General features: G+C 67.9%; 16 protein-coding genes. 12 read left to right on the forward strand and 4 right to left on the reverse strand.

Annotation, left to right across the window (positions count from 1 at the left end):
• The first annotated feature begins 42 nt into the window (after nt 1-42).
• From A5698_RS11285 to A5698_RS11330, 10 genes are read left to right on the forward strand one after another with little or no spacing between them, the layout of a single operon-like run.
• Nucleotides 43-1,140, forward strand: coding sequence for a polyprenyl synthetase family protein (locus tag A5698_RS11285; protein ID WP_156670706.1), 1,098 nt, complete (start codon nt 43-45; stop codon nt 1,138-1,140).
• Nucleotides 1,140-2,648 (forward strand): phytoene desaturase family protein, encoded by a 1,509-nt coding sequence (gene crtI, locus A5698_RS11290; RefSeq protein ID WP_068296504.1) that lies wholly within the window; start codon nt 1,140-1,142, stop codon nt 2,646-2,648. Before A5698_RS11285 ends, crtI begins: the two co-directional genes overlap by 1 nt.
• Entirely contained in the window at nt 2,645-3,592 is a 948-nt protein-coding gene (locus A5698_RS11295) for a phytoene/squalene synthase family protein (RefSeq protein WP_068296505.1), read from the forward strand. The genes crtI and A5698_RS11295 overlap by 4 nt, the downstream gene beginning before the upstream one ends.
• A 2-nt stretch (nt 3,593-3,594) precedes the next feature.
• The gene (locus A5698_RS11300) at nt 3,595-3,939 is read left to right on the forward strand and encodes a lycopene cyclase domain-containing protein (protein ID WP_067092220.1); all 345 of its coding nucleotides are present in this window, start codon (nt 3,595-3,597) and stop codon (nt 3,937-3,939) included.
• Entirely contained in the window at nt 3,936-4,265 is a 330-nt protein-coding gene (locus A5698_RS11305; protein WP_068296506.1) for a lycopene cyclase domain-containing protein, read from the forward strand. Before A5698_RS11300 ends, A5698_RS11305 begins: the two co-directional genes overlap by 4 nt.
• Entirely contained in the window at nt 4,262-4,993 is a 732-nt protein-coding gene (locus A5698_RS11310; RefSeq protein ID WP_068296509.1) for a class I SAM-dependent methyltransferase, read from the forward strand. The genes A5698_RS11305 and A5698_RS11310 overlap by 4 nt, the downstream gene beginning before the upstream one ends.
• Complete coding sequence (locus tag A5698_RS11315) at nt 4,990-6,501, forward strand: FAD-dependent oxidoreductase (protein ID WP_068296512.1); 1,512 nt, start codon at nt 4,990-4,992, stop codon at nt 6,499-6,501. The genes A5698_RS11310 and A5698_RS11315 overlap by 4 nt, the downstream gene beginning before the upstream one ends.
• A complete protein-coding gene (locus A5698_RS11320; protein ID WP_068296515.1) occupies nt 6,498-7,505 on the forward strand; it encodes a Rieske (2Fe-2S) protein in 1,008 nt (335 codons plus the stop codon). The genes A5698_RS11315 and A5698_RS11320 overlap by 4 nt, the downstream gene beginning before the upstream one ends.
• A gap of 38 nt (nt 7,506-7,543) precedes the next feature.
• Complete coding sequence (locus A5698_RS11325) at nt 7,544-7,753, forward strand: hypervirulence associated TUDOR domain-containing protein (RefSeq protein WP_068296517.1); 210 nt, start codon at nt 7,544-7,546, stop codon at nt 7,751-7,753.
• 4 nt (nt 7,754-7,757) lie between these two features.
• Nucleotides 7,758-8,087, forward strand: coding sequence for a DUF3140 domain-containing protein (locus A5698_RS11330; RefSeq protein WP_068296521.1), 330 nt, complete (start codon nt 7,758-7,760; stop codon nt 8,085-8,087).
• Here the strand turns inward: A5698_RS11330 and idi are convergent.
• Together idi and A5698_RS11340 are read right to left on the reverse strand one after the other, a co-directional pair.
• Nucleotides 8,048-8,620, reverse strand: a complete 573-nt coding sequence (gene idi / locus A5698_RS11335; protein ID WP_068296524.1) for an isopentenyl-diphosphate Delta-isomerase — start codon at nt 8,618-8,620, stop codon at nt 8,048-8,050. The two genes, A5698_RS11330 and idi, sit on opposite strands and share 40 nt — an antisense overlap.
• A 65-nt stretch (nt 8,621-8,685) precedes the next feature.
• Nucleotides 8,686-9,519: a MerR family transcriptional regulator gene (locus A5698_RS11340; protein ID WP_068296527.1), complete on the reverse strand. Its 834-nt coding sequence runs from the start codon at nt 9,517-9,519 to the stop codon at nt 8,686-8,688.
• A 134-nt stretch (nt 9,520-9,653) separates the two neighbouring features.
• On the opposite strand from A5698_RS11340, the gene A5698_RS11345 reads away from it, so the two are divergent.
• Nucleotides 9,654-10,085, forward strand: coding sequence for a hypothetical protein (locus tag A5698_RS11345; RefSeq protein WP_068296547.1), 432 nt, complete (start codon nt 9,654-9,656; stop codon nt 10,083-10,085).
• A gap of 59 nt (nt 10,086-10,144) precedes the next feature.
• Here the strand turns inward: A5698_RS11345 and ilvC are convergent, their stop codons facing one another.
• Nucleotides 10,145-11,146: a ketol-acid reductoisomerase gene (gene ilvC, locus A5698_RS11350; RefSeq protein ID WP_197506745.1), complete on the reverse strand. Its 1,002-nt coding sequence runs from the start codon at nt 11,144-11,146 to the stop codon at nt 10,145-10,147.
• 44 nt (nt 11,147-11,190) lie between these two features.
• Nucleotides 11,191-11,691: an acetolactate synthase small subunit gene (gene ilvN, locus A5698_RS11355; RefSeq protein WP_068296532.1), complete on the reverse strand. Its 501-nt coding sequence runs from the start codon at nt 11,689-11,691 to the stop codon at nt 11,191-11,193.
• Nucleotides 11,692-11,696: 5 nt separating this feature from the next.
• Between ilvN and A5698_RS11360 the strand changes: the two genes are divergently transcribed.
• Nucleotides 11,697-11,822, forward strand: a 126-nt coding sequence (locus A5698_RS11360) for an ACT domain-containing protein (protein ID WP_156670707.1), incomplete at its 3' end; no start/stop codon positions are given.

Genomic DNA, 11,822 nt, shown 5'->3' on the forward strand with positions numbered 1-11,822 from the left:
TTGAGCGGTATCAACGGAAATACGCGGACCCCCCTCCTGTCGATGTCACACCCCACCGCTCCGCCCCGAGGGCTGATGACCACGGCCTTCCCGGTATGGCGCGACGCCATCCGGCGAGAAGTGCTGCGGTCGCTGAGCGAATTCGTCGAAAGGCGTTGCGTCGACGATCTCCGTGCGGCGGGAGTCGACGTCGCCGCCGACGTCCTGCGGGATTTCGTCGACGGTGGCAAGTGTGTGCGCTCGACGTTCGTCTACCTCGGCTGGTTGTGCAACGCCGACGACAACACAGGCGCTCTGCGGGCCGCGGCGAGCTTCGAATTGCTGCATGCGTTCGCCCTGTTGCAGGACGACGTGATGGACGACTCCACGTTGCGGCGCGGACGGCCATCGGCCCACATCCGGTTCGCGCAGTGGCACCGCGACCGAGCGATGTCGGGGTCACCCGAACGCTTCGGTGAAGCCGCCGCCGTGCTCCTCGGCGACCTGTGCCTGGTCTGGGCGCAGCAGATGCTGCGCGAGAGCGGGATCGACGAGGACGCGTTGGCGCGCGGATGGCACCGGTACGACGCGATGCGCACCGAACTCGCCGTCGGGCAGTTCGCCGACCTGGTCAACGACGCCGCCGAATTCCCGGAGTGGGAACGGGTTCTCGACGTGCTGCGGCGCAAGTCCGGCAATTACACCGTGCGCAGACCGCTCGAGATCGGCGCCGCCATGGCCGGATGCTCGCAGGGCGTGCTGATGCTGCTCGGCGAGTACGGCGAAGCCGTCGGCGAGGCCTTCCAATTGCGCGACGACGTCCTCGGGATCTTCGGCTCTCCCGAGATCACCGGGAAGCCTGCGGGCAGCGATCTTCTCGAACACAAGGCGACCAGCGTCGTGGTGGCCGCCTACCGGCTCGCCGACGCATCCCTACGACACGACCTCACCGAGCTGATGAGCACCTCCCGCCTGGACGACTCCGACATCCGGCAGTGGCGCAAGCTGATCGTCGCGACCGGCGCCCTGGAATGGATTGAGCAACTCATCGATTCGCGGCTCACGCACGCGCTCGAGCTGCTCGACAACGGTCAATTGGATCCGATGGTCCGCACCGCGCTGGCCGACATGGCCGCCGCTTGCACCGAGCGGGCCGCGTGATGCGCACCGTCGCGGGCCGCACCGACCACGTCGTGGTCGTCGGCGCCGGACTGGCCGGGCTGTCGGCGGCACTGCAGCTCTCGGGGCGCGGTCGCCGGGTGACGGTCCTGGAACGCGGACAGCATCCGGGCGGACGCGTCGGACGCGTCGACGTCGACGGTTACCGCCTCGACACCGGGCCGACCGTGCTGACGATGCCCGACATCATCGACGACGCCTTCGCCGCTGTCGGAGAGACCACGGCCGACCGACTCGACCTGCTCACCGTCGACCCCGCCTACCGCGCGTCGTTCGCCGACGGCAGCTCGCTGCACGTGCGCAGCGACGCCGACGCGATGGCCGCCGAGATCGAGCGCTTCGCCGGTCGTGAACAGGCGGACGGCTATGTGCGGCTTCGCGATTGGCTGACCAAGTTGTACCGGGTCGAGTTCGACGGTTTCATCGCGGCGAATTTCGACTCGCCCCTGTCACTGCTGACTCCACAATTGGCCCGGCTGACCGCGATCGGCGGATTCCGTCGCTGGGATCGCATGGTACGCAAGTTCATCAGCGACGAACGACTGCAACGGGTGTTCACCTTCCAGGCGTTGTACGCCGGGGTGCCCCCGCACCGGGCGTTGGCGGTGTACGCCGTGATCGCCTACATGGACACCATCTCCGGGGTGTACTTTCCCCGCGGCGGTGTGCGCGCCCTGCCCGACGCCCTCGCCGCGGCCGCGGCCGACGCCGGTGTCGAGTTCCGTTACGGCTCCGCGGTTTCGGCTCTCGAGCGGACCGGCGATCGGGTGGTCGCGGTTCGCACGGAAGACGGCGACCGGATCGCCGCCGACGTGGTCGTGCTGACCACCGAGCTGCCCGACACCTACCGGCTGCTCGGCCGCACGCCGCGCCGCCCGCTGCGGTTGCGGCCGGCGCCGTCGGCCGTGGTCGCCCACGTCGGGTGCCGCGCGGTCGGCCAGGACGGTGACCACCACACCATCGTCTTCGGCCACGAGTGGGAGAAGACGTTCACCGACATCATCGACGACGGACGCGTGATGTCCGATCCGTCGCTGTTGGTGACCCGCCCCACCGCAGGCGACCCGTCGCTGGCCCCCGATGGCCGAGACCTGCTGTACGTCCTCGCACCCGCCCCCAACCTCGATGTGGGACAAGTGGATTGGGCGTCGATCCGCGACGACTACGTGCGTCAGACGATGGATGTGGTGAGCACCCGGCTCCCGCAGGTGGGGGTCGACACTGAGGTGCTGCATGTGGTGGATCCCGCCGACTGGGCGCGTCAGGGGATGGCCGCGGGCACCCCGTTCGCGCTGGCACACACGTTCGGCCAGACCGGCCCCTTCCGTCCTGCCAACACGGTGCGCGGTGTCGCCAACGTGGTACTGGCGGGGTCGTCGACCGTCCCGGGGGTCGGCGTGCCGACCGCGATGCTGTCCGGGCGGTTGGCGGCTGACCGAATCACCGGCCTTCCCGTCGGGCGGGCCCATAGCCAGGTGGTGCAAGCATGATCGGTTCCGAACTGGACGCCGCGGGCGTACGCGACCCGGCACTGCGTGAGGCTTATCGCCGTTGCCGCACAATCAATGCCGAGCACGGCCGCACGTTCTTCCTGGCCACCCGGCTGCTCGCGCCCGAACAGCGCCCCGCCGTGCACGCGCTGTACGGGTTCGCCCGCCGCGCCGACGACATCCTCGACGACTTCGACCCCGTCATTCCCATGAACGAACGGGCCGACCAGCTCCAGCTGCTGGCGACCCAGCTGTTCAACCGTCTCGCACAAGGCAGCTGCGACGACGGCGACCCGGCGCTGGCCGCCGTTGTGCACTGCGCCCGCCGGTACGGGATCCCGTGGGAGCTGTTCGACGACTTCCTCGGGTCGATGCGTATGGATCTCACCGTCACCGACTATCCCGACCGGGCCGCACTCGATCGGTACATGTACGGCTCGGCCGAGGTCATCGGCCTGCAGCTGCTGCCGGTCCTCGGCACCGTCGGTCCCCGCGAGGAGGCCGCCCCGTACGCGGCCGCGCTCGGAAAGGCGTTCCAGCTCACGAACTTCCTGCGCGACATCGACGAGGACCTCGAGCGGGGCCGGGTGTACCTGCCCGCCGACGAACTCGCCGCGTACGGCGTCGACCGCGACGTGCTGACGTGGTGCCACGAGAACCGCCGCACCGACGCTAAGGTGCGCCGGGCCCTGGTGGAGCAGCACGCCATCAATCGGCGCGTGTACGACTTCGCACGTCGCGGTATCGCCCACCTCAGCCCGCGGTCGCGCCCCTGCGTCGCGGTCGCGCTGACCCTGTACTCCGAAATCCTGGACCGCATCGAGGAAATCGACTTCGCCGTCTTCAGCCAGCGCGCGACCGTCGGCACCGGACGCCGCATCCGCGTGGGGTGCGCCGGTCTGCTCAAGGCGTGGCGGGCGCGACACCGGGACCACAAGGCGTGACGATGGACAAGTGGCAATACCTGTTGGTACTGGCCGCCTGTCTTCTGATCACGGCGCCGTTGGAGTTCTTCGGCGAGGGCGTGTACCGACAGGCGCGCCGGGCGGCAGCCGCGGTGCTGCCCGTGGCCGCCGTGTTCGTCGTCTGGGATGTGATCGCGATCTTCGCCGACATCTGGACGTACAACTCCAAGTACGTGACGGGCATCGACATACCGGGCGTGATGCCCATTGAAGAACTGCTGTTCTTCATCGTGATCCCGCTGTGCGGGTTGCTGACCTACAACGCCGTCACCGCGATCCTGTCGCGGGTGCACCGGACGCGCGACCACGCGGAGAACGTCAAGTGAACGGACTCGGATACACGGTACCCGCCGTGCTGGCCGTACTCGCCGTCTGCGCTCTCGAGTTGGGTGTGCTTCGCACCGGGTTGTTCCGCAAGCCCGCGTACTGGATCTCGATGGTGATCGTGCTCGGTTTCCAGATACCGGTCGACGGTTGGCTCACGAAGCTCAGCGCACCGATCGTCATCTACGACGATCAGCACACCAGCGGGATTCGGTTCCCGTTCGACATCCCGGTGGAGGATTTTCTCTTCGGCTGGGCGATGGTCACCGCGGTGCTTCTGCTGTGGGAACGGCAGCGGCTGCGCGCACAGAGAAGGGATGCTTTGTGAAGGTCAGCGCGGGTCGAGATGCCGATGACCCCTCGGATGTTCCGGCCGCGTTCGACGACGGTGCATCGTCTTACGACACGCTCGTCAACTCGAATCCGGGATACCATGAGCACCTTCGGATCTCCGCGCAGCGGATGCGGCTGCCCGATGAGGGTCGCGGGCTGCGCCTGCTCGACGCGGGATGCGGAACCGGCGCATCGACCGCCGCCCTGTTGGCGGTGGCACCTCATGCGGAGATCGTCGGTGTCGACGGTTCGGACGGCATGCTGGCCGAGGCGAGGGCCAAACCATGGCCGTCGTCGGTGCGTTTTGTCCACAGCCGGATCGAAAACCTCGCCGACGCCGGCGTTACCGGACCCTTCGACGGCATCTTCGCCGCCTACCTCATCCGCAACCTCCCGGATCCCGATGCGCAACTGCGAGAGTTCCTCGCATTGCTGCGGCCGGGAGCGACGCTGGCGGTCCATGAGTACTCGGTGCGGGATTCGCGCATCGCGACCGCGGTGTGGAACGCCGTCTGCGCCGCGATCATCATCCCGAGCGGCCGACTGCGCAGTGGCGACGCATCGCTGTACCGGTACCTGCGGCGCAGCGTGAACCGCTTCGACGGCGCCGCCGACTTCCGTGACCGGTTGCGCCGCAATGGTTTCACCGCAGTGCACAGTGACACGATGCCGGGCTGGCAGCGCAACATCGTGCACACCTTCCTCGCCGAGGCGCCACGATGACCGATCCGCGCCGGATCACGCACTCCGCACCGCAGCCCGATGCGAACCGCCTTCAGGACAAACCGCACGTGGTCGTCGTCGGCGGCGGCATCGCTGGGCTGACCGCGGCCACCGGGTTGGCCGAACGCGGCGTGAGCGTTGATCTCTTCGAACGCGAAATCTACCTCGGCGGTCGCGTCGGCGGATGGACCGAGTCGTTCGACGACGGCACCGCTGCGGCCATGAATCGCGGCTTCCACGCGTTCTTCCGGCAGTACTACAACCTGCGGAACCTGTTGCGCCGCATCGACCCCGCGCTGGGCATGCTCACCCCGGTCTCGGACTATCCGCTCGTCGACGCGTACGGCCGACGCGACACGTTCCGCGGCCTGCCCCAGACGCCGCCGTGGAATGCGGTGGCGTTCGCGCTGCGCAGTCCCACGTTCCGGCTGCGCGATCTGGTGCGGCTCAACGCGCGCGCCGCGGCGCCGTTGGCCGCGGTCTCGGTGCCCGGGATCTATGACCGGCTCGACCACGTCGACGCCGATACGTTTCTGCGCGACATCAACTTTCCCGAACCAGCCCGCCATCTGGCCTTCGAGGTCTTCTCACGCAGCTTCTTCGCCGAGCCGACCAACCTCTCGGCGGCCGAGTTGGCGACGATGTTCCATATCTACTTCCTGGGGTCCAGCGAGGGCCTGGTGTTCGATGTCGCCAACGCGAACTTCGACACCGCGCTGTGGGATCCGCTGCGCGCCTACCTGCAGTCGCTGGACGTGCGGGTGCACACCGGCGTATCGGTCACCGAGATCCGCCGTGGCGATCGCTTCTCGGTACATGTCGACGGCGCTGACCGTATCGACGCCGACGGCGTCGTGCTGGCCACCGATGTCGCGGGTCTGCAGAAGATCGTCGGCGATTCGGCGGCCCTGGGCGACGAGCGGTGGCGATCCGACATCGCCGCGATGCGCACGGCCGCACCGTTCGTCGTACAGCGGCTGTGGCTGGACCGGCCCGTGAACCCGGACCGTCCGGCATTTCTCGGGACGGGCGGGCGTCCGCCGCTGGACAATGTGAGCGTGCTGGAGCGATACGAGCGGGAAGCGGCGGACTGGTCGCGCCGCACCGGCGGTTCGGTGGTCGAACTGCACTCGTACGCGGCGACCGACGGCACGGACGACGTGGTGAAACGATTGCCGATCCGGATGCGGGAGCTGTATTCGGAGACCGCCTCCGCGGACGTCGTCGGTGAACGGGTGCTGACCCGTCAGGACTGCCCTCGCTTTGCGCCCGGCGACTTCGCACGCCGCCCGACCGTGGCGACGCCGCAGCCCGGCTTGGCCCTGGCGGGTGACGGCATCCGCATCGACCTGCCGGTCGCGTTGATGGAGCGCGCCGCGACCACCGGGTGGTCGGCGGCCAACCTGCTACTCAAGGGCTTCGGCCTCACCGGGCACGACATCCAGACGGTGCCCACCCAGGGGCGCTTCGCACCGTTGCGACGGCTGGCCGAAAGGCAGCTCGCATGAGCGTGCTCGCCGAACTCAAGGCGCGGCTGGCGAAAACCACGCCGTTCCAAGTGCTTCCGCGCACAGCCTGGTCCGGCCAGCGGCCGACGTACGACGACGCCCAGCCGTCGCTGATCAACTCCGCGCTGCGGCGTTCGCAGGGCAGGCCGAGCGGAAACTGGTATGCGTTCGCGGCCAGCGACACCATCGGGAAGCGACCGATCAGCGCCACGGTCGGCGGCGTCGAACTGGTCACCTGGCGCGCCGAGGGCGGGACACTCGCGGTCGGGCCGGCGGCCTGCCCGCACCTCGGCGCCGATCTGTCGACCGGGACCGTGGACTGCGGAACGCTGATCTGCCCGTGGCACGGCCTGCGCTTCGACGGCGGCCGCACCTGGAGCTGGCGCCCCTTCCCCGCTCACGACGACGGTGTGCTCGCCTGGGTGCGGCTGGATGCGGTGGGCGGCGAAACCCCCACGGAGACACCGATATTGCCGGTGCGACCGGACGAGCCGCGGCTCTCGGCGGTGACGCGGCTGGTCGGCACCTGCGAACCAGCGGACGTGATCGCCAACCGACTCGACCCGTGGCACGGGGCGTGGTTCCACCCGTATTCATTCACCCGCCTCGAGGTGCTTTCGGCACCGACCGCCGACGACGGCCTTCTCGAGGACGCCGACCGCTTCCTCGTCGCGGTCACCTTCCGGATCGGCCGACTCGGCGTTCCGGTGGTCGCGGAGTTCACCGCACCGGAGAAACGCACCATCGTGATGCGCATCATCGACGGCGAAGGGGCGGGAAGCGTGGTCGAGACGCACGCCACCCCGCTCGGACCGGGCACCGACGGCGTGCCCCGCACCGCGGTCATCGAGGCGGTGATCGCCCACTCCGACCGCCCCGGCTTCGCCCATGCGCTCCGCGGCGCGCCGCTGATCACCCCGTTCATGCGGCACGCGGCCACCCGGCTGTGGCGCGACGATCTCGCCTACGCCGAGCGTCTCTATCGGCAGCGTTCGCGCGGCTGATCCCGTTTTGCGCCGGGTCACCCGGGTATACCGCCGGGATGAGCAAGGACATCCACAAGGGCGACAAAGTGCAGTGGAAAAGCCACGGCACCACCGTGACCGGCACCGTCGAGGAGAAGATCACCTCTGACACGGAAGCGGCCGGCCGCACCGTGCGCGCTGACTCCGACAACCCGCAATACCGGGTGCGCAGCGACAAGAGCGGCCGCGACGCCGTGCACAAGCCGGAATCGCTGAAGAAGAAGTAGCGCCGTGGCCGACGATCATGCCACGACCTATACCGAGTTCACCGACGCCGTCAACATGACGGCCTCCGAACTCGAAAAGTGGCTCCAGACAGCCGAATCCAAAGACGTCGGGCAGAAGTCCGGCGGTGGCGAGTTGACCGGGCACGAAAGCGGCCGGCGCATCGTCGAACTGTTACGTAAGAACAAGTCGGAGTTGGACGACGACGACTACGCCCATATGCGCAAGGTCGTCGGCTACGCACACCGCCACCTGGCCCAGCGGCCGAGCGGCGACATCGAGGAGTCCGCATGGCGCTACTCGCTGATGAACTGGGGCCACGACCCCTGCAAGTAGGGCTCGTCGAGTAGCGGTATCTGTTCCATGGCCCACGGGCTGATCGACCATGGCAGCCCGACTGCCGAGCGGAGCTGATCCCACGACACCCACATCCACTCCATGACCTCGTCGGGGTCCGGTCGCAGCCGGGCGTCGCAACGGGCGAAGAAGACCGGGCAGATCTCGTTCTCGACGGTGCCGTCGGCCGCGACGGCGCGATAACGGAAGTCCGGCAGCACGCAGACCACCGATTCGATGGACACGCCCAGCTCCTGCTCGGCGCGGCGGCGCACCGCGTCCTCCACCTGCTCCCCCGGCGCCGGGTGCCCGCAGAACGAGTTGGACCACACCCCCGGCCATGTTGTCTTGTTCAATGCGCGGCGGGTCAACAGGACACTGCCGTCCGCGTCGAACAGATAGCAGGAAAAGCCCAGGTGCAGCGGCGTCGCGGCATGATGAACAGTGGTCTTGAGGGCACTGCCGATTTGTCGGCCCTGTTCGTCGAGAAGCACGACGGACTCATCCGTGGTCTCCGTCGTCGCCGTGGTCATTGCAGACACCTCATGTATGTACCCAAATCCGCCGGACTAACCGATGCATAGACGATGCGCCTCGGTCACGGGGCGGACGTACACCGCTCGACGGCCTCGCCCAGGCTGTGCACGCGGGCGGCCGAGCCGGCGGCGCCATCGTCCCAGCCGGAGCCTCCGAGCAGGACCTCGGCGCCGGTGGCGGCGGCGCGGACCATATCCATGTCGGCAGTATCGGCGGTCTGTGACCACAGCGCCACCCGGACGGGCGTGCTCACGCGTTCGATGGCGTCGGTCAAAGCCGGCACCGGCACGGTGGCGCCCAGGATCAGCGCACCGCGCCCGCGCTCGGCGAGGGCGGCGCGCAGCGCCTCGAGCGCCAACACATGCGTCTCGTGCGGGGTGCACGCCAGGATGACCGGCGTCGCCGCGTCGAGGCTCACGAGCGGCGTGTGGTGCATCGAACGCGACACCGCCCACGACAGGGCGTGCTCGACGTCGATGCATCCGCCGTCCTCGTCCTGCTTGGTCACGACCGCCGCGAACGCGGGCTGTACCAACAGGTCCCACGTGTCGATCACGCCGAAGTGACGGACGTGGGTCTCCAGCAGCGCGCTGAGCGCGGCGAGGTCGAGGGCGAATGCGGCCGCCAACAGCGAAGCGACGTCTCCGCGCGGCGGCACGACGGCCTCGGTCGCCAGCTGGGCCGCGCTGCGCGCGCTGGTCCCCTGCCCGATGAGGTCGTGCATGTGCCGTACGGCGGCGATGTCGTTGTCGCTGTAGAGCCGGTGCCGACCCGGTCGGTGGTCCGACGGCCCGACGCCGTAGCGCTGGCTCCAACTGCGTAGCGTCGCGGTGGGCACGCCGACGCGCTCGGCCACCACGCGCACGGTGTACCGCGGTTTGTCAGCGTCGTCCATGGAGCCTGCTCATCGGGGTGTGGGCCCAGCGGGGATTCACCGATACCGCGGTGGGCAAACTCGTCGATGCGAAACCGATGCAACCGTTCGCTGTGTGGACATACCGGCGGCGAGATGCGGGTACCTGTACGCCCATGACCGATCAGCAGACAGACGAACAACACAGCCGCCCCGAGGGGCTCGACGACGCGACCGTGGAGGCGGTCGGAAAAGTGTCGGAGGCGTTGGAGTGGGTGGAACGGGCGCGCGGGCATCTGTATTCGTTCCACCAGCTGATGGGTCGGGCCGACCTGCTGCTCGGTGAGGCGTGCGACAAGCTGCGCGACGCCGGTCATGACGCCGTCGCCGAGCGATTGGAGGCCGAGGTCGTTGGCCGCAATGTGCTGTACGGCCGGTGGACCTTTCAGATCGTCGAGGATTTCGACGACAACTACTGGTCGGTGTTCCGCGACCACGAGCGCCGAGTGCGCGACGAACTCCAGCAGGGCCGCAAGCACGTGTTCGAGTCGGAAATGAAGGAGCGGCGCCGCACCCAGGGTCGCGCCGGGCACGAACACCGCCCCTGATCGGCGATTTCGGTGCGCTACTGATCGACCAGCGATACGTAGCGCACCGAAATCCCGACTTATGCCGTCTCGGTGATGGGCCGGTCGACCCAGCTCATCAGGTCGCGCAGCTTCTTGCCGGTGACCTCGATCGGGTGCTCGGCGTTCTGCTTGCGCAGGCCTTCGAGCTCCTTGTTGCCGCCCTCGACGTTGGCGACCAAGCGCTTGACGAACGTGCCGTCCTGGATGTCCTTGAGGATGTCCTGCATCCGCTTCTTGGTGTCGGCGTCGATCACCCGCGGGCCGGACAGGTAGCCGCCGAACTCCGCGGTGTCGGACACCGAGTAGTTCATGCGCGCGATGCCACCCTCGTACATGAGGTCGACGATGAGCTTCAGCTCGTGCAGCACCTCGAAGTACGCCAGCTCGGGCGCGTATCCGGCCTCGACCATCACGTCGAAGCCGGTCTTGACGAGTTCCTCTGTGCCGCCGCACAACACGGCCTGCTCACCAAACAGGTCGGTCTCGGTCTCGTCCTTGAAGGTGGTCTTGATGACGCCGGCGCGGGTGCCGCCGATGCCCTTGGCGTACGACAGCGCGAGCGCCTGGCCCTCACCCTTGGGGTCCTGGTCGATCGCGATCAGGCAGGGCACGCCCTTGCCGTCGACGAACTGCCGGCGCACCAGATGGCCCGGCCCCTTCGGGGCGACCATGCCGATCGTCACGTTGGACGGCGGCTTGATCAGGTCGAAGTGGATGTTGAGGCCGTGCCCGAAGAACAGCGCGTTGCCGTCCTCGAGGTTGGGCTCGATGTCGTTCTTGAAGATCTCCGCCTGCGCGGTGTCGGGCGCGAGCAACATGATGACGTCGGCCCACTTGGCGACCTCGGCGGGGGTGTCGACATCCAGCCCCTGATCGGCGACCTTGTCGCGGGACTTCGAGCCTTCCTTGAGGCCGACCTTCACCTCGACGCCGGAGTCGCGCAGGCTCAGCGAGTGCGCGTGCCCCTGGCTGCCGTAGCCGATGACGCCGACCTTGCGTCCCTGGATGATCGACAGGTCCGCGTCGTCGTCATAGAACATCTCTACTGCCACTGAATTTCCTTATCTCTCACCTGATTTAGGGTTTACTTGCTGGTGCCGATGCTGCGGGGACCGCGGGACAGCGACACCACACCGGACTGCACGATCTCGCGAATCCCGAAGGGCTCCAGCACCCTCAGCAGTGCCTCGAGCTTCTCGGGCGTGCCGGTCGCCTCGACCGTCAGCGACTCGGTCGACACGTCGACGACCTTGGCGCGGAACAGGTTCACCGCCTCGATCACCTGGCCGCGGGTCGACGCGTCGGTGCGCACCTTGATCAGCGCGAGCTCACGCGAGACCGAGTTCTCTTCCTCCTGCTCGACGATCTTGATCACGTTCACCAGCTTGTTGAGCTGTTTGGTGATCTGCTCGAGCGGAGCCTCGTCCACGCTGACGACGATCGTCATGCGCGACATGTTCTTCTGCTCGGTCGCACCGACAGCCAGGGACTGGATGTTGAAGCCGCGCCGCGAGAACAGCGATGCGACACGTGCCAGGACGCCCGCGGCATCCGACCGCTGTTCGACGATCCGGAAGAAGGGCACGCCTGATGAGCACCCCCGCCACCCAAACGCTGTCGGTGCTCGTCGAGGACAAACCGGGCGTCCTGGCACGTGTCGCATCGCTGTTCTCGCGGCGCGGCTTCAACATCCAGTCCCTGGCTGTCGGTGCAGCC

This window comes from Mycobacterium sp. E136 (assembly GCF_001666865.1).
Classification (GTDB): Bacteria; Actinomycetota; Actinomycetes; order Mycobacteriales; family Mycobacteriaceae; genus Mycobacterium.

Bases quoted from the DNA above. Each gene is read 5' to 3' on its own strand.
- A5698_RS11285 (WP_156670706.1), top strand. From the start codon at position 43: ATGTCACACCCCACCGCTCCGCCCCGAGGGCTGATGACCACGGCCTTC.
- crtI (WP_068296504.1), top strand. From the start codon at position 1,140: ATGCGCACCGTCGCGGGCCGCACCGACCACGTCGTGGTCGTCGGCGCC.
- A5698_RS11295 (WP_068296505.1), top strand. From the start codon at position 2,645: ATGATCGGTTCCGAACTGGACGCCGCGGGCGTACGCGACCCGGCACTG.
- A5698_RS11300 (WP_067092220.1), top strand. From the start codon at position 3,595: ATGGACAAGTGGCAATACCTGTTGGTACTGGCCGCCTGTCTTCTGATC.
- A5698_RS11315 (WP_068296512.1), top strand. From the start codon at position 4,990: ATGACCGATCCGCGCCGGATCACGCACTCCGCACCGCAGCCCGATGCG.
- A5698_RS11320 (WP_068296515.1), top strand. From the start codon at position 6,498: ATGAGCGTGCTCGCCGAACTCAAGGCGCGGCTGGCGAAAACCACGCCG.
- A5698_RS11325 (WP_068296517.1), top strand. From the start codon at position 7,544: ATGAGCAAGGACATCCACAAGGGCGACAAAGTGCAGTGGAAAAGCCAC.
- idi (WP_068296524.1), bottom strand. From the start codon at position 8,620: ATGACCACGGCGACGACGGAGACCACGGATGAGTCCGTCGTGCTTCTC.
- A5698_RS11340 (WP_068296527.1), bottom strand. From the start codon at position 9,519: ATGGACGACGCTGACAAACCGCGGTACACCGTGCGCGTGGTGGCCGAG.
- A5698_RS11345 (WP_068296547.1), top strand. From the start codon at position 9,654: ATGACCGATCAGCAGACAGACGAACAACACAGCCGCCCCGAGGGGCTC.
- ilvC (WP_197506745.1), bottom strand. From the start codon at position 11,146: ATGTTCTATGACGACGACGCGGACCTGTCGATCATCCAGGGACGCAAG.